The following is a 20,603-nucleotide window of genomic DNA, read 5'->3' on the forward strand; positions in this document are numbered from 1 at the left end:
TTTCCCGGATTGTTTTCGCCTCCTCGCCTGGTATCCCAAATCCCGTCACAGTGCTCCTGTCACAACAAGGAGCGACTTATGGATAAACAACGTGGTTTCACCCTGATTGAACTGATGGTGGTCATTGGGATCATCGCTATTCTCAGTGCCATTGGCATCCCGGCCTACCAGAACTACCTGCGTAAAGCCGCCCTCACCGACCTGCTGCAGACCTTTGTCCCTTACCGGACGGCCATCGAACTTTGCGCGCTCGATCATGGCGGCCTGACGGTATGTGACGGCGGCAGCAACGGCATTCCCTCGCCGACAACCACTCGCTACCTCTCCGCCATGAGCGTGGCCAAAGGGGTCGTCACCCTCACCGGCCAGGAAAGCCTGAACGGACTGGGCGTCACCCTGACGCCGACCTGGGATAACGCCGAGGGCGTCACTGGCTGGCAGCGCGTCTGCACTATCACCGGCAACAGCGCCCTTCAGCAGGCCTGCGAAGACGTCTTCCGGATGAAGTAAGGGCAAACACATGAAAACAGAACAGCTGATCCCTCTCTGTCGCCGCTATCACGCCATGTTGCTGCATAGCGACGAGCAGACAATAGCCATTGCGGTGGTCGATACCCCACCGGCGGAGCTGATGGAGGCGCTGCGCTTCGCGACGCAAAAGCGAATCGATATTGAATGCTGGAGCCAGGAACAGATGGACAAGCGTCTGCAGGCCCAGGAAAAGCAGGCGCAACTGGCGCAAAACGCGGGGCCAGAGAATATCGCCGAACGGGTCAACCAGATCCTCGAACAGGCTCTGCGTCAGCGGGCGTCCGATATTCATATCGAACCCACGGAAACGCATTTACGCATCCGCCTGCGGGTCGATGGCGTCCTCCATGCCCTGCCGTTGCTGGCCCCCGAGCTGGCGGCACCGGTTATCGCGCGACTCAAGGTCATGGCCAGTCTCGATATCGCCGAGCATCGTTTACCACAGGATGGTCAGTTCGCGCTGAACCTCGGCGGACGACCGCTCTCCTTTCGCATCGCCACTCTACCCTGCCGCTATGGCGAAAAAATTGTCCTGCGTCTTCTGCATCAGGTTGACCAGGCCCTGGATCTGGAGGCCCTCGGACTCTCCTCTTCCCAGCTGGCGGCTTTTCGCCAGGCGCTTAATCAGCCGCAGGGTCTACTGCTGGTCACCGGCCCGACCGGAAGCGGTAAAACGGTGACCCTCTACAGCGCCCTGCAGGCCAGAAACCGGGAGCAAGTGAACATCTGTAGCGTCGAGGATCCGCTGGAGATCCCCATCGCCGGGATGAATCAGACGCAAATTAATCCGCGTTCCGGGCTCACCTTTCACAGCGTACTCCGCGCCCTGTTACGCCAGGATCCGGATATTGTCATGGTAGGCGAGATTCGTGACGCCGAGACCGCTGAAATAGCCCTGAAAGCCGCCCAGACCGGCCATCTGGTGCTTTCCACCCTGCACACCAACTCCACCAGCGAAACCCTCACCCGCCTGCAGCAGATGGGCATCGCCCGCTGGATGATATCTTCAGCGCTCTCGCTGGTTATCGCCCAGCGCCTGGTCCGCAAGCTGTGCCCCCACTGTCGGCGCAATGTCGGTAGCGCCGCCGACCTGCCGCACAGCCTGTGGCCACGCCCGCTGCCGCGCTGGCAGGCGGCTGGCTGCGATCACTGTTATCACGGTTATCACGGCAGGCTGGCGCTGTTTGAGGTCATGCCTGTCACCCCCGGGTTACGCCAGGGAATAGTCCAGGGGCTGAATGCCATTGAAATTGAATCTCTGGCGCGAGCCGCGGGGATGATGACGCTTTTTGAAAGCGGTTGTCAGGCTATCGAACAGGGGCTGACCAGCCTTGAAGAGGTGGTGCGGGTGCTGGGGATCCCCCATGGCGACTAAGCGTCTCTGGCGCTGGCGCGGTATCGATGCGCACGGCGCCCCTTGCCAGGGGATGCTATGGCAAGCCAGTCGTCTGGAGGTGCTGCACGACCTTCAGCAGCAGCGCGTCATGCCGCTGGCCGTGCGCCGCTGTGCAGTGAAGCTGAATCTCTGGCACCCACGCTACAGTAGCGAAACGATCCGTCAGCTCGCCACCCTGCTGCAGGCCGGCCTGCCGCTGGCGGACGGTTTATCTCTGCTGGCGCAGCAGCAACCACACCCGCAATGGCAAGCGCTGCTTGAGTCCCTGGGCCGCGAGCTGGCTCAGGGCGTAGCTTTCTCTACCGCGCTGGCGCAGTGGCCGCAAGCCTTTCCGCCGCTTTATCTGGCGATGATTAGCACCGGCGAACTGACAGGCAAGCTTGATATCTGCTGCCTGCAGCTGGCCAACCAACAGCAGGAGCAGCAGCGGCTCGCCGGCAAGGTCAAAAAAGCGCTGCGTTACCCGCTGATTGTGCTCGCCCTGGCGCTGCTGGTGGTGCTGGGGATGCTCTATTTTGTCCTGCCCGAGTTCACCGCCATCTACCAGACGTTCAGTACGCCGCTGCCGCTGTTGACGCGGATGGTCGTTGCGGCAGGCGACATGCTAAGTCGCGGCTGGCCTCTACTGCTGGCCCTTTTCCTGAGCCCGCTGCTGCTCAACCAGCTGGTCCGGCGGCGTAGCGACTGGTTGCTGCGTCGCCAGCGATTGCTGAACGCGCTCCCTCTCATCGGCCCCCTGATCGGCGGCCAACAGCTGAGCCTGATCTTTACCATCCTGGCGTTAACCCAAAGCGCCGGTATTAGCTTTCTGCAGGGTTTGCAAAGTGTTGAAGCAACTCTGTCGTGCCCACTCTGGCGCCAGCGCCTGGCGCAAGCCCGTACGCTGATAGCCCAGGGGGAACCGATTTGGCAGGCGTTAAGCCGGTGCGGCGGTTTTACTCCGCTGTGCCTGCAGCTCATCCGTACGGGTGAAAGCGCGGGGGCGCTGGATCAAATGCTGGAAAATCTGGCGCACCATCATCGAGAGCAAACGCATCAGCGAGCCGACAGTCTGGCTGCGCATCTCGAACCCATCATGCTGGTGATAACCGGTTCACTGGTCGGCATTCTGGTGGTGGCGATGTATTTGCCCGTTTTTCATCTGGGCGATGCCATTGGCGGGGCGGGAGGGTGAGAAACGCTGGCGCAGCACAGGCGCCAGCGAAGCCGCTTACAGGCTATTGAATATCCGGTTCTCTTGTTCCTGAACGCGGATAAAGGTCGTCCGTTTGGTCAGCTCTTTCAGACGCGACGCGCCAACATAGGTGCAGGCTGAACGCAGGCCGCCAAGGATATCGCGAGCAGTATTATCCACCGGGCCACGCAGCGGTAGCTTAACGGTTTTACCTTCCGCCGCGCGGTATTTCGCGACACCGCCAACATGGCGCGTCATCGCCGACTCGGAGCTCATGCCATAGAACAGCATGAATTTTTCCCCGTTCTCTTCAACGATGGTTCCGCCGCTCTCTTCATGGCCCGCCAGCATGCCGCCGAGCATCACGAAATCGGCGCCGCCGCCGAAAGCTTTCGCCACATCACCCGGCATGGTGCATCCCCCGTCGCTGATGATCTGGCCGCCCAGGCCGTGCGCCGCATCAGCGCACTCGATCACGGCGGAGAGCTGCGGATAGCCGACGCCAGTTTTGACGCGGGTAGTGCAGACGGAACCCGGGCCAATCCCGACTTTCACAATATCGGCGCCGGAGAGGATCAGCTCTTCGCACATTTCACCAGTGACCACGTTTCCGGCGATAATGGTTTTCTGCGGCCAGGCTTCACGGGCTTTCGCCACAAACTGCACGAAGTGCTCAGAGTAGCCGTTAGCCACGTCGATGCACACAAATTTCAGTTGCGGATTCTGAGAGAGGATCTGTTGCGTCTTTTCGAAATCCGCATCGGAAGTGCCGGTGGAAACCATCACATGCTTGAGGACATCTGCGGATGCGCCCTGTACAAACGCCTGCCATTCCTCAACGGTGTAGTGCTTGTGTACCGCGGTCAGAATACCAAAAGTGGCCAGCGCTTGCGCCATACTGAAGGTGCCGACGGTATCCATGTTGGCCGCAATAATTGGCACACCGGACCAGGTCTGGCCTGAATGTTTGAAAGTGAATTCACGTTCCAGCTCAACATCAGAACGGCTTTTGAGAGTAGAGCGTTTCGGGCGGATAAGAACGTCTTTGAAACCAAGCTTCAGATCTTCTTCAATACGCATGTGCGAATTCCTGGGGTTAATTGCATTATTGTGAGAGCACAACTCCAGTGACGTTATCATACGCACGAATCAGGCCTGCGCAAGACTGCGATTTTCACTTTTTTTACGCTACAATCGTATAAATTTACCTGGTGAATGGAGAAAAAAGCGCTTATGCCTTTCCTCGCCAGCGTATTATTTTTAACCATTTGATTTGCTTGATTAAAAGAAACAGAATAGCGGGCGGCGATCCCGGTTGGCACGTGACTATCACGACATGATCACTATCACCTCTCCGACGTGCGGCCAGTCATCGCTGTCTGAATGCAAAAAATACGAGCAATCCGTTTCAGGGTCAGAAGATATGGGGTACACAGTCGCGTTAACAGGTGGGATCGGCAGCGGTAAAAGCACGGTCGCAGACGCCTTCGCGCAGCTCGGGGTTAACGTTGTTGATGCCGATGTTATCGCCCGCCAGGTGGTCGAACCTGGCACCCCAGCGCTCCAGGCCATCGCCGGCCACTTTGGGTCGCAGATGATTGCCCCCGACGGCACGCTGAACCGCCGCCTGCTGCGGGGAAAAATTTTTGCTCACGTGGAGGATAAAGCCTGGCTTAACGCGCTGTTGCATCCGCTGATCCAGCAGGAAACGCGCCGCCAGATGCAGGCTGCTACCTCCCCTTATCTCCTCTGGGTCGTACCTTTGCTGGTCGAAAACCGCCTGTCCGGTCAGGCCGATCGCGTACTGGTCGTCGATGTGCCAAAAGAAACGCAGATCGAACGCACCATGCTGCGTGACAAGGTCAGCCGCGAACATGCTGAACATATTCTTGCCGCTCAGGCCACGCGCGAGCAGCGCCTGGCCGTCGCGGACGATGTTATTGAAAACACTGGCACGCCGGATGCAGTGGCATCGGATGTTGCCCGCCTGCACGAAAAGTATTTAATGCTGGCATCGCAGGCCGCCTCACAGGAAAACTCGTAATGCATACCCCCGTTCTGTTTGAACATCCTCTTAATGAGAAAATGCGTACCTGGCTGCGCATCGAATTTCTGATCCAGCAAATGGCTTTCCATCCGATGATTGCCACTCATGCCGATGCGCTCCATTTTTTCCGTAACGCCGGCGATCTGTTGGATGTGCTGGAGCGTGGCGAGGTGCGTACCGACCTGGTTAAAGAACTGGAGCGCCAGCAGCGCAAGCTCCAGTCCTGGGCTGAAGTACCGGGCGTCGATCAGGAGCGCATTAACGAACTGCGCCAGCAGCTGAAGCAATCCTCCAGCACCCTGATGGCCGCGCCGCGTATTGGCCAGTTTCTGCGTGAAGATCGCCTGATTGCGCTGGTGCGTCAGCGCCTGAGTATTCCAGGCGGCTGCTGCAGCTTCGATTTACCGACCCTGCATATCTGGCTCCATATGCCACAGGCGCATCGGGACGAGCAGGTGGCCAGCTGGCTCGCCAGCCTCGATCCGCTGATCCAGTCCCTGAACCTGATCCTCGACCTGATCCGTAACTCTGCGCTGTTTCGCAAACAGACCAGCCTCAACGGCTTTTACCAGGATAATGGCGAAGATGCCGATCTGCTACGTCTGCGTCTCGATCTGGCTCACCAGCTGTATCCGCAGATCTCCGGCCATAAGAGCCGTTTCGCTATCCGTTTCCTGCCGCTGGACAGTGAGTATGGGATCGTGCCGGAGCGCTTTGATTTTGAACTGGCCTGCTGCTAAGGAGATAACATGTCTGAAGAGACCATCGTCAACTGCCCGACCTGCGGCAAAAACGTGGTGTGGGGCGAGCAGAGTCCCTTTCGTCCATTCTGCAGCAAGCGCTGTCAGCTGATCGATCTGGGAGAATGGGCCGCAGAAGAGAAACGCATCCCCAGTGCGGGCGATCTCTCCGACAGCGATGACTGGAGCGAGCAGCAGCCCTGATTTACCGGCACGCTAACCCGATAATTATCGGGTTAGCGTTGTAGCCTGACGCTCAGCCCAGGCCGATAAGTTTGTTGATAACCGGTTCATTCGCCGGGGGGAACGCCTCTGGATCCAGTGTCTGACCCGCCATCCACCGTCCCGGTTGCCCTTCTTTGCCCCATGGCTCGCCTTGCCAACTTTCCACAAGGAAAAACCACAGCGTTATATGGCGGTCAGGGAACTGATACTCCAGCTTATCGAATAGCGTTGCAGACCTTACCGTAATTCCAACCTCTTCCTGCAGCTCGCGAATTAGCGCCTGCTCCGGCGTCTCATCAGATTCAATCTTCCCGCCCGGGAACTCCAGCTTATTCGCCATATGGGCATCAGCGGCGCGCTGGGTAATAAAGATTTCGCCTTGCGGATTGCGAATTATCCCGACGGCGATTTGCAGTTTTTTCATTGAATCAGCTCCATAAAAAAGGCGCAGAACTCTGCGCCTTTGTTTTTTTATCAGGCCTTAGCTCAGACGGCCGTGGCACTGTTTATATTTTTTACCGGAACCGCACGGACAGGGATCGTTACGCCCCACTTTACGCTCGCCGGTTTGTGCCGCCAGATCCTCGGCAGCGGCCTCATCGTCGCTCTGATGGCTGAGCTGCTGCATCTGCGCCAGGCGCTCGGCTTCTTCACGACGCTGTTGCTCCATCGCTTCGACTTCTTCCGGCATACGCACCTGGACTTTGCTCAGGGTGCTAATCACTTCATACTTCAGTGACTCCAGCATCGCAGCAAACATAGAGAACGATTCGCGCTTGTACTCCTGCTTCGGATCTTTCTGCGCATAGCCACGCAGATGGATACCCTGACGCAGATAGTCCATCGCTGCCAGGTGCTCTTTCCACAGGGAGTCCAGGGTCTGCAGCATCACACCTTTCTCAAAGTGACGCATCATCTCGGCACCGACCACTTCTTCTTTACGCTGGTAAGTTTCTACCGCGCTCTGCAGAATACGTTCACGCAGGGTCTCTTCATGCAGCTCTGGCTCTTTATCCAGCCACTCTTTGATCGGCAGCTCGAGGTCGAAGTCGTTTTTCAGACGCTCCTGCAGGCCTTCAATATCCCACATCTCTTCCAGAGACTGCGGCGGAATATGCGCATCGATAGTCGCTTTAAAGACGTCTTCGCGGATGCTGTTGATGGTTTCGCTGACATCAGACACGTCCAGCAGTTCGTTACGCTGAGTGTAGATCGCGCGGCGCTGGTCGTTAGCCACATCATCATATTCCAGCAGCTGCTTACGAATATCAAAGTTACGGCTTTCCACTTTACGCTGGGCGTTGGCGATAGCCTTAGTCACCCATGGGTGCTCGATGGCTTCACCCGGTTTCATCCCCAGTTTGCGCATCATGCCGGACACACGATCGGAGGCGAAGATACGCATCAGGGCATCTTCCATCGACAGGTAGAAGCGGGAAGAACCGGCATCACCCTGACGACCCGCACGGCCACGCAGCTGGTTATCGATACGGCGTGATTCATGACGCTCAGTACCGATAATGTGTAGACCGCCTGCGGCCAGAACCGCATCATGGCGCACCTGCCAGTCCGCTTTGATTTTTTCAATCTGTTCCGGCGTCGGATTTTCCAGCGCGGCGACTTCCGCCTGCCAGCTACCGCCGAGCATAATATCGGTACCACGACCCGCCATGTTGGTGGCAATGGTCACCGCTGCCGGATAACCCGCCTGGGCGACGATATCCGCTTCGCTGGCGTGGAACTTGGCGTTCAGTACGTTGTGCTTGATGCCGGCTTTGGTCAGCTCGCGCGAAACTACTTCGGATTTTTCGATCGAGATAGTCCCCACCAGCACCGGCTGGCCGGCAGCGGTGCGGGTTTTAATATCTTCGATAATCGCCTGAATTTTTTCCGCTTCGGTCATATAGACCAGATCCGCCATGTCCTTACGGATCATCGGACGGTTGGTCGGCACGACAACGGTATCCAGCTTATAGATAGAGCTGAATTCGAAGGCTTCGGTATCCGCTGTACCGGTCATCCCCGCCAGTTTCTCGTACAGGCGGAAGTAGTTCTGGAAGGTGATAGAGGCCAGCGTCTGGTTCTCGTTCTGGATCTCCACGCCTTCTTTGGCTTCTACCGCCTGGTGCAGACCATCGGACCAACGGCGGCCTTGCATCGTACGGCCAGTGTGCTCATCGACGATGATAACTTCGCCATCTTTAACGATGTAGTCAACGTCGCGGGTGAACAACGCATGGGCGCGCAGCGCGGCGGTCACATGGTGCATCAGCATGATGTTGGTCGGGGAGTACAGCGACTCACCTTCTTCCATAATGCCTTCCTGCACCAGCAGCTCTTCGATGAGCACCAGACCGCGTTCGGTCAGGTTAACCTGGCGGGCTTTCTCATCAACAGAGAAGTGGCCTTCACCGGTAAAGGTATCCGAATCCTCTTTTTCCTGACGGATCAGGTGCGGGATGATTTTGTTTACCTTACGGTACATTTCAGAGCTGTCTTCCGCCGGACCGGAAATGATCAGCGGGGTACGCGCTTCGTCGATCAGGATGGAGTCCACCTCATCCACCAGCGCATAGTGCAGTTTACGTTGAACGCGCTCTTCCGGGCTGAAGGCCATGTTGTCGCGCAGATAGTCGAAGCCGTATTCGTTGTTGGTGCCGTAGGTAATATCGGCAGCGTAGGCTTCACGCTTCGCCGGCGCCGGCAGACCGGACATATTGATGCCCACGCTCATACCAAGGAATTCGAACAGCGGACGGTTGTTTTCGGCGTCACGCTGCGCCAGATAGTCGTTGACGGTCACCACGTGGACGCCTTTACCGGTCAGCGCGTTGAGGTACGCCGGCAGGGTCGCGGTCAGCGTTTTACCTTCACCAGTACGCATCTCGGCGATGCAGCGATCGTTAAGCACCATACCGCCCAGCAGCTGGACGTCGAAGTGGCGCATGCCAAACACACGCTTACTGGCTTCGCGAACGACGGCAAAGGCTTCCGGGATCAGGTTTTCCAGCACTTCGCCTTTTTCCAGGCGCGCGCGGAATTCAGCAGTTTTCGCTTTCAGCTCGTCATCAGAGAGTTTTTCCATCGCCGGTTCCATACCGTTGATGATATTGACAACTTTGCGCATACGACGCAGCGTACGGTCGTTACGGCTGCCGAAAACCTTAGTTAACATTTTAATAAGCATAATAAAATCTCAAACGCCCCGCGGTGCGGAGTCACAAAAAATAGGATGGTCCGTGGTTATTTTCAGCTGAGACGTTGAGGTCCTGCGCGGATCCCCGCCACCTGGCTAATCCAGGCGCTCACGCGGAAGGCAGAATATGAGGAAGAGATGTAAGCCACCTGGCGGATCACCACCGGCGGCGTGCTGTCCTGGGTCAGCAGCGCGCTGAGCGTATCAAGCAGCGCCAGATGTTGGGCCTGCAGCGGGGAAGTTTCTTCCGCCACCGGCAATGCCTGTGGCGCCATCGCGAAGGAGAGATGACGAATAACGGTGCGAATGGCGTGCTGATGCCAGTAGTCGACGGTAAAGTTCGGCCGACGATTACTCTCCAGCAGCGCCAGCTGAGAGAAGTTAACTTTGCTCGGATTATGGTTGCTGGACGTTGCCTTCGCCGGCGTCGCAGTTTCGTGGCTGTTGCTAAGCGCGGGCAGGCCGAAGCTGGCCGCGACCATCCCCAACAGGAGATGCGGCCAAAAATACCGTCTGCCAAACTGTCGCCAGCGCGTCAGCAATCCACTCACTTTCATTACCTTTCGTTGGTATACCCGTCGTCGTTCAGGCCGCCTCTTAATTAGCGTTTTTTGCAGGACACCCTGACATCCACGGGGTAAAGCAACCCGGAGAAATAATTTTGCGCTCAAATACTAACATTATTACCGCGCTGAGGCAGCATGAATGAAGGCGATTGCCCGGGGAAAACGCTTAATAAAACAGCGAACGCGCGCTAATTATTGCCCGACAATCACTGCGAAAAATAACTGGAAGGGGTTATAAAAGAAAAACGACTGGTTCCCTGGTCGGAGAGAGTACCAGGTTACCAGTCGAATTTACTGAATGGTCAGGCTTACGCCAGAACCATCGACGGTGCGCGGAACGCCATAGGCAGTTTTGCGTCGTCTTCGAAGGTCACATACTCCCAGGCTTCCTGTTTTGCCAGGACCGCCTGCAGCAGTTTGTTATTCAACGCGTGACCCGATTTGTACGCCGTGAATGCGCCGATAATGTTGTGACCACACATAAACAGGTCACCGATCGCATCCAGCATTTTGTGGCGAACAAATTCGTCTTCAAAGCGCAGACCGTCTTCGTTCAGTACGCGATAATCGTCAACAACGATGGCACAATCGAAGCTGCCGCCCAGGCACAGGCCGCGGGACTGCAGATATTCGATATCGCGCATAAAACCGAAGGTACGCGCACGGCTAATCTGACGCATGAACGCATCGGCCGAGAAGTTCAGCGTATAGCGCTGGGTGCTGGCATCAATCGCCGGATGGTTAAAATCGATGGTGAAATCCAGCGAAAAACCATTGTACGGTTTGAATTCAGCCCATTTGTCGCCATCTTCGACGCGAACCGTCTCTTTGATACGAACAAATTTCTTGGCGCAGTTCAGTTCATCGATGCCGGCGTCCAGCAACAGATAAACGAACGGAGCCGCACTGCCGTCCATAATCGGGATTTCCGGCGCATCGACTTCAACAATAATGTTGTCGATACCCAGGCCAGCCAATGCGGCGTTCAGGTGTTCAACCGTAGAAATCCGCACGTCATGCTCATTAACCAGGCAAGTACAGAGCATGGTATCACGCACAGATTTGGCATCAGCCGGAAAATCTACCGGTGGATTCAAGTCGGTGCGACGATAGATGACCCCGGTATTTGCCGGCGCAGGGCGTAACGTCAGTGTGACTTTCTTGCCGGTATGCAAACCGACACCAGTCGCCTGAACGATACGTTTAAGAGTCCTTTGTTTGATCATCGTATAATCTCGCCAATTTACCTATCCAACCGAAGTGTACACCACTATCGGGAGGCCAGTTTAGCACAAAGAGCGCAGATGCCCAACTTCCAGTCGATTCTTAATCGGCTTGCTTACGCAGGAAGGCTGGGATATCCAGATAATCCGGCTCTTTCGCGGTTTGCGGCGTATTGTCGTTCACCACTTTTGCTGCCGGCTTCTGCTCTTGCGTCAGCGGCGACATACCGTGCTGCTGGTAGCGATCCATCACCGGCTGCTGAACCTGTTTGTTGGTCACCAGGGTAATTTCCGGACGCTTGTCCATGCCGATACCGGTCGCCACCACGGTCACGCGCAGCTCGTCGTTCATATCCGGATCCAGAGAGGTCCCGATAACCACGGTCGCGTTATCCGACGCAAAGGCACGGATGGTGTTACCCACGGTTTCGAACTCATCCAGACGCAGGTCGAAGCCCGCAGTGATGTTAACCAGTACGCCGCGCGCGCCGGACAGGTCGATATCTTCCAGCAGCGGAGAAGAGATAGCCATTTCAGCCGCTTCTTCCGCACGGTCTTCACCACTCGCCACGCCGGAGCCCATCATCGCGTAGCCCATTTCTGACATCACGGTACGGACGTCCGCGAAGTCGACGTTCATCAGGCCCGGACGCGTAATCAGTTCGGCGATACCCTGCACCGCGCCTTTCAGTACATCGTTTGCCGCGCCGAACGCGTCGAGCAGAGAAATACCACGGCCGAGTACTTTCAGCAGCTTGTCGTTCGGGATGGTGATCAGTGAGTCAACGTGCTTGGACAGCTCGGTGATCCCCTGCTCAGCAAACGCCATGCGCTTCTTGCCTTCGAAATTAAACGGCTTCGTGACCACCGCAACGGTGAGGATACCCAGATCCTTCGCCACTTCCGCAACCACTGGCGCCGCACCGGTACCGGTACCGCCGCCCATACCTGCCGCGATGAACACCATGTCTGCGCCATCAAGGGCCGCACGCAGCGCTTCGCGGTCTTCGTCCGCCGCATTGCGGCCGACTTCCGGGTTCGCGCCCGCACCCAGACCTTTGGTAATACCGCTACCGATCTGGATAGTCTGGCCAACAGCCGTTTTACGCAGCGCCTGCGCATCGGTGTTCACCGCGAAGAATTCAACACCCTCAATGCGCTCGCGCACCATGTGTTCAACGGCGTTACCGCCGCCGCCACCGACGCCGATGACTTTAATCACCGCGTCGTTGGTCAGTTCCATAGGTTCAAACATAGTTTCTCTCCGTCTTGTGCCTGTCGCCTGAGAACGCTAATTGTCTGCGTTCTCTTAAAAAATTAAAACTCTTTTCGCAGCCAGCTGTTGAGTCGTTTAATCCACGAGCCCACTGACGCCGTCACGCGTTTTTCGACTTCCGCTTCACCACTCAAATGTGACTCTTTGCCGTAGTGCAGCAGCCCAACCGCCGTCGAATAATACGGCTCCTGGGCGTAATCCGTTAAACCAGTAATGTTCAGCGGCGCGCCAATACGCACCTGGGTATGGAATACCCGCTGCGCGCAGGCCGCCAGGCCTTCAATTTGCGCCGCGCCGCCGGTTAACACAATCCCTGCCGCCAGATGATGTTTGACACCCTGCTGGCGAAGCTGTTCCTGCAGCTGCAGGATCTCTTCGTTGACCAGATTAAGCAGCTCGGTATAACGCGGTTCAATCACCTCTGCCAGCGTCTGACGCTGCAGGCTGCGCGGCGGACGTCCGCCTACGCTCGGGACTTCGACGTTTTCGTCTTTACCGACGATGGAACCTAATGCGCAACCGTGACGAACCTTAATCGCTTCGGCATCGCTCGGCGGCGTACCAAAGGCATAGGCGATATCGCTGGTCACCACGTTCCCGGCGTACGGGATCACTTTGGTGTGACGCAATGCGCCGCCGGTGTAGACGGCGATATCCATTGTACCACCGCCGATGTCCACGACGCAGACGCCCAGCTCACGTTCATCTTCTGTTAATACCGAATAACTGGCCGCTAACCCGGCGAAAATAAGTTGGTCAACTTTCAGACCGCAACGTTCCACCGCTTTAACAATGTTTTTCGCCATATCGTTATGGCAGGTAATCAGATGCACCTTCGCCTGCATACGCACGCCGGACAGCCCTACCGGGTTTTTAATCCCTTCCTGGTAGTCGATGGCATATTCCTGCGGAATCACGTGCAGGACGCGATGTTCATCGCGGACGCGAACCGACTTCGCGGTGTGGACCACGTTCTCAACGTCATCCAGCGTCACTTCTTCTTCCGAAATCGGTACCATCCCGATTTCATTCTGACAGCTTATATGTTTACCCGAAAGTGCCAAATAAACTGATGAAATCTGGCAATCCGCCATCAGTTCGGCCTGATCGATGGCGCGCTGTACGCATTTCACCACCGACTCGAGGTCGTTCACACCGCCTTTATCCATACCACGTGATGGGCAACTGCCCACGCCGATGATATTAATCATGCCGTCGGGCAGAACTTCCCCTACTAAAGCGGCCACCTTAGCGGTGCCAATCTCCAGTCCAACTACCAGTTTTCTGTCCGTCGCCTTGATCATTGTTGTTCTGCCTGTGCCTGATTCTGTTGTTGATTAGTTTCCTCTACGGGAGCAGGTACCCAGCCCACTGCCGCACCCGAGTCATAACGCAAATCAACGTAGCTAATCCGTTTGCCGTCGGTCTGCGCCTGCTGCTGGAGAACCGGGTAGAGTTCCATAAAGCGCTGAAGCCGTTTCATGGTATCGCCACGGCCAAGGTTGAGCTTAATGTCATTATTAAGCGTCAACTGCCAGGAGCGACGGGCGGTCATCGCCGCCACTTTCAACGTGAATTTATCCTTTGCCAGCACCTGCCCCATGTCACGATACCCTTGCAGCACTTCGTTCTCACTGCCTTCCGGGCCGTATAACATCGGTAAATTCTGTTTGCTGGTGCGATCCGCCGGTACGCTGAAGGCATTTCCTTCTGCATCCACCATATGTTGATCATTCCAGCGCGCAATCGGCACATATTCAACCAGATGAATCTTCAATTCATCGGGCCACTGCTTACGGACGCTCGCCTGCTTAATCCACGGCAAGCGTTCAATTTGACTCTGAATAATGTTCACATCCTGAGTCATGAAAGTACCCGGTGAACCCAACGCCAGAATCGCCTGGCGGATGTCATCATTGCGCGTATAGTGACGCTCGCCGGTCACCACCATCTTCGACAGCGGCAAGCGCTGCGCATCTTCCATCCAGCCAAGAACCATCCACCCGCTGACCAGCACGGTAAACAGCACCGCCAGCAGGAAAACGATCCCTGCCAGCCGCGTTCCATTACTCCGACGCGAAGAAGAAACGTCCTCTTCATGGTTCCGCGTATTCAGCGCAGCCTGCGACATATCACCCCGCCAGGTCCAGAATTCGTACAACAAGCTGGGAGAAGCTCATTCCTGCCTGACGCGCCGCCATCGGTACAAGGCTATGGCTGGTCATGCCCGGGGAAGTATTTGCTTCCAGCAGATAAAACTGGCCATCGCTGTCCAGCATCACGTCAATACGGCCCCAGCCTTTACAACCCAGAACATTCCAGGCTTTAAGCACCAGGCTCTGGATGTCTGACTCACGCGCGGGATCTTCAAATCCAGGGCAGAAATATTGCGTCTCATCAGACAGATACTTCGCCTCATAATCATAGAAGGTTCCCGCGGCCTGGATACGTATTGACGGTAAAATTTCTTCACCGACGATGGCGACGGTAAATTCCGGCCCACTAAGCCATTTTTCGACCAAAACTTCATCATCATGCTGAAAAGCCAGCGCCAATGCACTCGGTAAATCACAGCTTTCGCTGACTTTCGACATCCCAACGCTGGAGCCTTCACGGCTCGGCTTGATGATGACCGGCAGGCCCAGCGCCGCAATCTGTTGTTCAACGGCAGCAGAAAGTCCTGCAGTAAACTGGGCGCGGGTCAGCGCGACCCACGGCGCGACCGGCAATCCCGCCCCCTGCCACAGCCATTTGCTGCGCAGTTTATCCATCGACAGCGCGGAGGCCATCACACCGCTGCCGGTATAAGGCACCTGGATCAGATCCAGCAGCCCCTGCAGCGTGCCATCTTCCCCACCGCGGCCATGGAGGGCAATAAACGCTTTCTTAAAGCCCAGATTTTTTAACTGGGTAACATCGACGTCGCGCGGGTCGACCGGATGGGCATCCACCCCGCCTTCACGCAGCCCGGCCAGCACCGCGGCGCCTGAATTCAGCGACACTTCACGTTCAGCGGAGGTTCCACCGAAAAGCACCGCGATTTTATCAGCCATGGCGCTCTTCCTCCGTTTTTTGCGGAGCCAGTTTGATTTCAGCCAGGTGACGGGCAATTTTTCCGATATTGCCCGCGCCCTGCACCAGCACTAAATCGTTACCGGTCAGCACCGACGCCAGCATCTCCGCGGCCTGGGCCGGGTCAGAGACCAGGATTGGGTCAACTTTACCGCGACCGCGGATCGTACGGCACAGTGAGCGGCTATCGGCGCCCGGGATCGGCGCTTCGCCCGCCGGATAGACATCCAGCATCAGCAGCGCATCGACCTGGGTCAGCACGTTGGCGAAATCGTCATACAGATCGCGGGTACGGGTATAACGGTGCGGCTGGAACAGCATCACCAGATTTTTATCCGGCCAGCCAGCGCGCGCGGCTTTGATGGTGGCGTCCACTTCCGTCGGGTGGTGGCCGTAGTCATCGATGAGCATCGCGCTGCCCGGCTTGCCGTTGACTTCCGCCAGCGGAAACTCGCCAAGAAAATCAAAGCGGCGTCCGGTTCCCTGGAAACTTTCCAGCGCGCGCAGGATCGCCTGGTCGTCAATTCCCTCTTCCGTCGCCACGGCAACCGCCGCCGCCGCGTTCAGCGCGTTATGGCGACCCGGGGCATTGAGCGTGACCTGCAGGATCTCTTTATCCTGACGCACCAGGCGAAAATGGCCTTGAGCCCCAAGCTGACGGTAGTCCTCGACGCGAACGTCGGCGTCGTCGCTAAAACCGTAGGTGGTGATCTGCCGGCCGACGCGCGGCAGCAGTTCACGAATAACCGGATCGTCCACGCACATCACCGCGCGTCCGTAGAACGGCAGGTTGTGCAGGAAGTTAATAAAGGTCTGCTTCAGATTTTCGAAGTCGCCATGGTAGGTATCCATATGGTCGGCTTCGATGTTGGTCACAATCGCGACCATCGGCTGCAGATGCAGGAACGACGCATCGCTCTCATCCGCTTCCGCAATCAAATAACGGCTATGGCCGAGACGGGCATGCACGCCCGCCGCTTTCACCAGCCCGCCGTTGACGAAGGTCGGGTCGAGCCCGGCTTCGGCGTAAATACTGGACACCATCGCGGTGGTAGTGGTTTTGCCGTGAGTTCCGGCAATCGCAATCCCGTGGCGGAAGCGCATCAGCTCCGCCAGCATTTCCGCACGGCGGATCACCGGAATGCGCGCTTCGTGTGCGGCAACGATTTCCGGGTTATCCGCGGAAATCGCGCTGGAAACGACCACAACGCTGGCATCGCGCACGTTTTCCGGGCGATGGTTGAAATAAATAGTGGCGCCAAGCTGCGACAGCTGTTGGGTCACCGGATTCGGCGCCAGGTCGGAGCCGCTGATCTGGTAACCTTCATTAGCCAACACTTCGGCAATACCGCCCATACCGGCACCGCCGATGCCGACAAAGTGAATGTGCCGGACGCGACGCATCTCGGGCACTATGGAACGCAGTTTTGCCAAATCTTGTGTATTCATTCTTTACGCCATCAACTTCTGTCATTCGGGCGGTGAAAATCACCGCAATTAGCGCGCCAAAGCTACGGCGCTGACCTCTTCTGCTACTCGCTCGGTAGCGTCCGGAATCGAAGCGCCACGCGCTCGTTCCGCCATATCCAGCAACGTTTCCCGATCCCAGCTCGCCAGGGTAGAGGCAACCGCCTCTACCGTGAACTCAGGCTGTTCAAGAATTTTCGCCGCGCCGGCTTTCTCCAGCGGCAGCGCATTCCAGTACTGCTGACGATCTTTGTGCTGGAAGGGTACAAACAGCGCCGGTAAACCTGCAGCCGCGATTTCGCTGACCGTCAGCGCGCCGGAACGGCAAACCACGACATCAGCCCAGGCATAGGCAGCGGCCATGTCATCAATAAATTCCGTCACTTTATGCTGCGGCTGCCCCGCAGCGGCATAGGCCTGTTGCACGGTTTGCTGGCCACCTTTGCCGCTCTGATGCCAGATGGTCACCGCATCACCGAGCTTCGCCGCCACCTGCGGCATAGTCTGGTTCAGGACGCGCGCGCCCTGAGAGCCACCGACCACCAGCACGCGAATCGGTCCATGACGCCCCACCAGACGCTGACCCGGCAGCGGCAGCGCCAGTACATCGGTACGCACCGGGTTTCCGACCACGTCCGCATGCGGGAACGCGCCGGGAAACGCCTGCATCACTTTCTTCGCAATCTTCGCCAGCCATTTGTTGGTCAGACCGGCAATACCGTTTTGTTCGTGGAGGACCACCGGGATCCCCAACGACCACGCCGCCAGACCGCCAGGCCCGGAGACATAGCCGCCCATGCCCAGCACCACATCCGGCTGGAAACGCTTCATGATCGCTCGCGCCTGACGCCAGGCGTTGAAGATACGCACCGGCGCCAACAGTTGCGCTTTTATCCCTTTGCCACGCAGGCCGGAGATACGGATAAAATCAATCTCGATGCCGTTTTTCGGCACTAAATCCGCTTCCATACGATCGGCGGTACCCAGCCAGCGAACCTGCCAGCCCTGGTCCATTAAATGGTGCGCGACCGCCAGCCCCGGGAACACATGCCCGCCGGTACCGCCCGCCATCACCATCAACCGCTTTTCCTGACCGCTCATCGAACACCCCGTGTAAACGCCTGGGCTTTTTCCAGACGCGTTTCATAATCTATTCGCAACAACAACATGATGGCCGTCGACATAATCAGCAGACTGGAACCACCATAACTGATCAGCGGCAGCGTCAGACCTTTCGTCGGCAGCATCCCCGCCGCCGCCCCGACGTTAACTAACGCCTGGAAGCTAAACCAGATACCAATCGCACAGGCGAGGAAGCCGGAGAAGCGATGATCGATCTCCAGCGCTTTACGGCCAATCGACATGGCGCGGAAAGCGACGAAGAATACCATTAAAAGCGCCAGTACCACACCGATATAACCGAGTTCTTCGCCGATAATGGCGAAGATAAAGTCAGTGTGCGCTTCCGGCAAATACTCCAGTTTTTGCACTGAGTTGCCGAGGCCCTGCCCCCACATCTCGCCGCGGCCAAAGGCCATCAGCGACTGGGTCAGCTGGTAACCACTGCCGAACGGGTCTTCCCATGGGTTCCAGAAGGAGGTCACGCGGCGAATACGGTACGGTTCAGCGAGGATCAGCAGGACCACCGCCGAGATACCCATGCCGATAATGGCGATGAACTGCCACAGTTTCGCGCCAGCAAGGAAGAGCATCGCCAGCGTGGTGACGAACAGCACTACCACGGTACCGAGGTCAGGCTGCGCCAGCAGCAGGATCGCCAGCACGAAAATCACGCCCATCGGTTTTAAGAACCCGCGCAGGTTGTTACGCACTTCATCCGCTTTACGCACCAGATAGTTGGCGATATAGCAGAACAGCGACAGCTTGGTGAACTCCGCCGGCTGAATACGCAGCGGGCCAAGGGCGATCCAGCGCGATGCGCCGTTTACCGAGCTGCCCACCACCAGTACGATCAGCAGCATCACAATTGAGGCAATCAGCATCGCGGTACTGTGGCGCTGCCAGAAATCCATCGGCAGGCGCAGCGTCACCAGCGCGAGGACAAAGGCCAGCACAATGTACAGGCCGTCACGCTTGGCAAAGAGGAAAGGATCGTTCGCCAGGCGCTGCCCCACCGGCATCGACGCCGAGGTCACCATGATAAAGCCGATCGCCGCCAGGCCGAAGGTCAGCCATAGCAGCATCCGGTCATACATCACCAGACTGTCGTTATCTTTCGGGCGCGAGCCCATCACCCAGCCTTTTAGCGCGGCGAACAGCCAGGCGAAGATAAACATCCCCGGCAGTCGCGGCAGTCTCAACCGAGGCAAGCTCAGCTGCGGCATTCTCAGGCGTGGGAGAGAGAAACGCATCAACCTAACTCCTTCGCCAGACGGGCAAACATATCGCCCCGTTGTTCAAAATTCTTAAACTGATCCAGGCTGGCGCACGCCGGCGACAGGAGAACCATGTCGCCCGCTTTCACCAGGGGCGCTATCTGACGCATCGCCTGTTCCATGGTTTCAGTTTGTACCGCCACGTCAGGACGCAGCTCGGCGAGCTCGGCGCCGTCGCGACCAAAGCAGTACAGACGGATACGATCGCCGCCGAGGTAGCGCTTCAGCGGGGTGAAATCAGCGGACTTGCCGTCGCCGCCCAGCAGAAGATACAGCGTGCCATCCAGCTGCAGGCCGTTCAGCGCCGCCTCGGTGCTGCCGACGTTGGTTGCCTTCGAGTCGTTAATCCAGCGTACGCCGTTGTGATCCAGCACCAGCTGAAAGCGATGGGCCAGACCAGTGAAGGTGGTTAATGCCTTGAGGCTACTGGCCCGCGGCAGGCCCGCGGCATCGGCCAGCGCCAGTGCCGCCAGGGCGTTGCTGTAGTTATGCTGACCGGTGAGAGGCATCTCTTTCACATTGAGGACTTTCTCACCTTTAACGCGCAGCCAGGTTTCGCCCTGCTGACGGTTAAGGTGGTAGTCACCGACATCGACACCAAAGCTGATGCAGCGATCGTCCGCCCCGCGTACCGGCATCGTGAGCGCATCGTCCGCGTTCACCACGCAGGTTTTTGCATTCTCGTAAATCCGCAGCTTCGCCGCGCGATACTGCTGCAGCCCCAGCGGGTAGCGGTCCATATGGTCCTCAGTCACGTTGAGGATGGTTGCCGCCACCGCCTGCAGGCTGGAGGTCGTTTCCAGCTGGAAGCTGGAGAGCTCCAGCACATACAGCTCACGATCGGTGTCCAGCAGCATCAGCGCCGGCAGGCCGATATTACCGCCCACGCCGACGTTAACCCCGGCCGCTTTCGCCATCTCGCCCACCAGAGTAGTGACAGTGCTTTTGCCGTTAGAGCCGGTAATGGCGATAATCGGCGCCTGCGCCTCGCGGCAGAACAGTTCGATATCACCAACGATCTCTACGCCTGCATCGGCTGCCGCGCTCAGTGAAGGATGGGCCAGCGCGATGCCGGGACTGGCGACAATCAGATCCGCCGCCAGCAGCCAGGTATCATTGAGTCCACCGACATGGCATTCGACCGATTCGGGTAATTTATCCAGCCCCGGAGGCGCGACGCGGGTGTCCATTACACGCGGCGTCACGCCGCGCGCCATGAAAAAGTCCACGCATGACAGGCCGGTCATACCCAGCCCAATAATGACGACTTTTTTACCCTGATAATCTGCCATGA

The 20,603-nt window shown here is 57.5% G+C and carries 19 protein-coding genes; 6 read left to right on the top strand and 13 right to left on the bottom strand.

From position 1 onward, the window contains the following. Positions 1 to 78 precede the first annotated feature (78 nt). From ppdD to hofC, 3 genes are read left to right on the top strand one after another with little or no spacing between them, the layout of a single operon-like run. Positions 79 to 510: a prepilin peptidase-dependent pilin gene (gene ppdD / locus FHW76_RS18775; RefSeq protein WP_063106345.1), complete on the top strand. Its 432-nt coding sequence runs from the start codon at positions 79 to 81 to the stop codon at positions 508 to 510. Positions 511 to 520: 10 nt separating this feature from the next. Further along, positions 521 to 1,906 carry a type II secretion system protein GspE gene (gspE, locus tag FHW76_RS18780; protein ID WP_032756219.1) on the top strand — a complete coding sequence of 462 codons (1,386 nt, stop codon included), beginning with the start codon at positions 521 to 523 and terminating at the stop codon, positions 1,904 to 1,906. After that, positions 1,896 to 3,101 carry a protein transport protein HofC gene (gene hofC, locus FHW76_RS18785; protein ID WP_016160297.1) on the top strand — a complete coding sequence of 402 codons (1,206 nt, stop codon included), beginning with the start codon at positions 1,896 to 1,898 and terminating at the stop codon, positions 3,099 to 3,101. Before gspE ends, hofC begins: the two co-directional genes overlap by 11 nt. A 36-nt stretch (positions 3,102 to 3,137) precedes the next feature. Here hofC and FHW76_RS18790 read toward each other — a convergent pair whose 3' ends face one another. Then, entirely contained in the window at positions 3,138 to 4,181 is a 1,044-nt protein-coding gene (locus FHW76_RS18790) for a GMP reductase (RefSeq protein WP_022066125.1), read from the bottom strand. A gap of 343 nt (positions 4,182 to 4,524) precedes the next feature. Here FHW76_RS18790 and coaE point away from each other — a divergent pair, with 343 nt between their 5' ends. From coaE to yacG, 3 genes are read left to right on the top strand one after another with little or no spacing between them, the layout of a single operon-like run. Next, a complete protein-coding gene (coaE, locus tag FHW76_RS18795) occupies positions 4,525 to 5,145 on the top strand; it encodes a dephospho-CoA kinase (RefSeq protein ID WP_122533332.1) in 621 nt (206 codons plus the stop codon). Further along, complete coding sequence (gene zapD, locus FHW76_RS18800) at positions 5,145 to 5,888, top strand: cell division protein ZapD (protein WP_008807424.1); 744 nt, start codon at positions 5,145 to 5,147, stop codon at positions 5,886 to 5,888. Before coaE ends, zapD begins: the two co-directional genes overlap by 1 nt. A 9-nt stretch (positions 5,889 to 5,897) precedes the next feature. After that, positions 5,898 to 6,092, top strand: a complete 195-nt coding sequence (gene yacG, locus FHW76_RS18805) for a DNA gyrase inhibitor YacG (RefSeq protein WP_008807425.1) — start codon at positions 5,898 to 5,900, stop codon at positions 6,090 to 6,092. 52 nt (positions 6,093 to 6,144) lie between these two features. Here yacG and mutT read toward each other — a convergent pair whose 3' ends face one another. The 12 genes from mutT to murD form a co-directional block, all read right to left on the bottom strand. Then, on the bottom strand, positions 6,145 to 6,537 hold the full coding sequence (gene mutT / locus FHW76_RS18810; protein WP_012968936.1) for an 8-oxo-dGTP diphosphatase MutT: 393 nt from the start codon (positions 6,535 to 6,537) through the stop codon (positions 6,145 to 6,147). Between the two features lie 57 nt (positions 6,538 to 6,594). Next, the gene (secA, locus tag FHW76_RS18815) at positions 6,595 to 9,300 is read right to left on the bottom strand and encodes a preprotein translocase subunit SecA (RefSeq protein ID WP_008807427.1); all 2,706 of its coding nucleotides are present in this window, start codon (positions 9,298 to 9,300) and stop codon (positions 6,595 to 6,597) included. Between the two features lie 62 nt (positions 9,301 to 9,362). Then, positions 9,363 to 9,860 carry a secA translation cis-regulator SecM gene (gene secM, locus FHW76_RS18820; protein ID WP_049245540.1) on the bottom strand — a complete coding sequence of 166 codons (498 nt, stop codon included), beginning with the start codon at positions 9,858 to 9,860 and terminating at the stop codon, positions 9,363 to 9,365. A gap of 323 nt (positions 9,861 to 10,183) precedes the next feature. Further along, entirely contained in the window at positions 10,184 to 11,101 is a 918-nt protein-coding gene (lpxC, locus tag FHW76_RS18825; RefSeq protein WP_002888632.1) for a UDP-3-O-acyl-N-acetylglucosamine deacetylase, read from the bottom strand. A gap of 100 nt (positions 11,102 to 11,201) precedes the next feature. After that, a complete protein-coding gene (gene ftsZ / locus FHW76_RS18830) occupies positions 11,202 to 12,353 on the bottom strand; it encodes a cell division protein FtsZ (protein WP_002888628.1) in 1,152 nt (383 codons plus the stop codon). A 62-nt stretch (positions 12,354 to 12,415) separates the two neighbouring features. Then, positions 12,416 to 13,678, bottom strand: coding sequence for a cell division protein FtsA (gene ftsA, locus FHW76_RS18835; protein ID WP_004204343.1), 1,263 nt, complete (start codon positions 13,676 to 13,678; stop codon positions 12,416 to 12,418). Next, positions 13,675 to 14,505 (bottom strand): cell division protein FtsQ, encoded by an 831-nt coding sequence (gene ftsQ / locus FHW76_RS18840; RefSeq protein WP_008807429.1) that lies wholly within the window; start codon positions 14,503 to 14,505, stop codon positions 13,675 to 13,677. Before ftsQ ends, ftsA begins: the two co-directional genes overlap by 4 nt. 1 nt (position 14,506) lies before the next feature. Next, the gene (locus FHW76_RS18845; protein ID WP_048267453.1) at positions 14,507 to 15,427 is read right to left on the bottom strand and encodes a D-alanine--D-alanine ligase; all 921 of its coding nucleotides are present in this window, start codon (positions 15,425 to 15,427) and stop codon (positions 14,507 to 14,509) included. Further along, positions 15,420 to 16,895, bottom strand: a complete 1,476-nt coding sequence (gene murC / locus FHW76_RS18850; RefSeq protein ID WP_008807431.1) for a UDP-N-acetylmuramate--L-alanine ligase — start codon at positions 16,893 to 16,895, stop codon at positions 15,420 to 15,422. Before murC ends, FHW76_RS18845 begins: the two co-directional genes overlap by 8 nt. 48 nt (positions 16,896 to 16,943) lie before the next feature. Further along, positions 16,944 to 18,014 (bottom strand): undecaprenyldiphospho-muramoylpentapeptide beta-N-acetylglucosaminyltransferase, encoded by a 1,071-nt coding sequence (gene murG, locus FHW76_RS18855; protein WP_008807432.1) that lies wholly within the window; start codon positions 18,012 to 18,014, stop codon positions 16,944 to 16,946. Then, positions 18,011 to 19,285, bottom strand: coding sequence for a cell division protein FtsW (gene ftsW, locus FHW76_RS18860; RefSeq protein ID WP_004204337.1), 1,275 nt, complete (start codon positions 19,283 to 19,285; stop codon positions 18,011 to 18,013). Before ftsW ends, murG begins: the two co-directional genes overlap by 4 nt. After that, a complete protein-coding gene (gene murD, locus FHW76_RS18865; protein ID WP_008807433.1) occupies positions 19,285 to 20,601 on the bottom strand; it encodes a UDP-N-acetylmuramoyl-L-alanine--D-glutamate ligase in 1,317 nt (438 codons plus the stop codon). Before murD ends, ftsW begins: the two co-directional genes overlap by 1 nt. Positions 20,602 to 20,603: the final 2 nt, after the last annotated feature.

This window comes from Klebsiella sp. RC2, assembly GCF_014192815.1.
Lineage (GTDB): Bacteria > Pseudomonadota > Gammaproteobacteria > Enterobacterales > Enterobacteriaceae > Klebsiella > Klebsiella variicola.

Excerpts from the sequence above, each read along its gene's own strand:
- ppdD (WP_063106345.1), top strand. The coding sequence starts at position 79 with ATGGATAAACAACGTGGTTTCACCCTGATTGAACTGATGGTGGTCATT.
- gspE (WP_032756219.1), top strand. The coding sequence starts at position 521 with ATGAAAACAGAACAGCTGATCCCTCTCTGTCGCCGCTATCACGCCATG.
- hofC (WP_016160297.1), top strand. The coding sequence starts at position 1,896 with ATGGCGACTAAGCGTCTCTGGCGCTGGCGCGGTATCGATGCGCACGGC.
- FHW76_RS18790 (WP_022066125.1), bottom strand. The coding sequence starts at position 4,181 with ATGCGTATTGAAGAAGATCTGAAGCTTGGTTTCAAAGACGTTCTTATC.
- coaE (WP_122533332.1), top strand. The coding sequence starts at position 4,525 with ATGGGGTACACAGTCGCGTTAACAGGTGGGATCGGCAGCGGTAAAAGC.
- zapD (WP_008807424.1), top strand. The coding sequence starts at position 5,145 with ATGCATACCCCCGTTCTGTTTGAACATCCTCTTAATGAGAAAATGCGT.
- yacG (WP_008807425.1), top strand. The coding sequence starts at position 5,898 with ATGTCTGAAGAGACCATCGTCAACTGCCCGACCTGCGGCAAAAACGTG.
- mutT (WP_012968936.1), bottom strand. The coding sequence starts at position 6,537 with ATGAAAAAACTGCAAATCGCCGTCGGGATAATTCGCAATCCGCAAGGC.
- secA (WP_008807427.1), bottom strand. The coding sequence starts at position 9,300 with ATGCTTATTAAAATGTTAACTAAGGTTTTCGGCAGCCGTAACGACCGT.
- lpxC (WP_002888632.1), bottom strand. The coding sequence starts at position 11,101 with ATGATCAAACAAAGGACTCTTAAACGTATCGTTCAGGCGACTGGTGTC.
- ftsZ (WP_002888628.1), bottom strand. The coding sequence starts at position 12,353 with ATGTTTGAACCTATGGAACTGACCAACGACGCGGTGATTAAAGTCATC.
- ftsA (WP_004204343.1), bottom strand. The coding sequence starts at position 13,678 with ATGATCAAGGCGACGGACAGAAAACTGGTAGTTGGACTGGAGATTGGC.
- ftsQ (WP_008807429.1), bottom strand. The coding sequence starts at position 14,505 with ATGTCGCAGGCTGCGCTGAATACGCGGAACCATGAAGAGGACGTTTCT.
- FHW76_RS18845 (WP_048267453.1), bottom strand. The coding sequence starts at position 15,427 with ATGGCTGATAAAATCGCGGTGCTTTTCGGTGGAACCTCCGCTGAACGT.
- murC (WP_008807431.1), bottom strand. The coding sequence starts at position 16,895 with ATGAATACACAAGATTTGGCAAAACTGCGTTCCATAGTGCCCGAGATG.
- murG (WP_008807432.1), bottom strand. The coding sequence starts at position 18,014 with ATGAGCGGTCAGGAAAAGCGGTTGATGGTGATGGCGGGCGGTACCGGC.
- ftsW (WP_004204337.1), bottom strand. The coding sequence starts at position 19,285 with ATGCGTTTCTCTCTCCCACGCCTGAGAATGCCGCAGCTGAGCTTGCCT.
- murD (WP_008807433.1), bottom strand. The coding sequence starts at position 20,601 with ATGGCAGATTATCAGGGTAAAAAAGTCGTCATTATTGGGCTGGGTATG.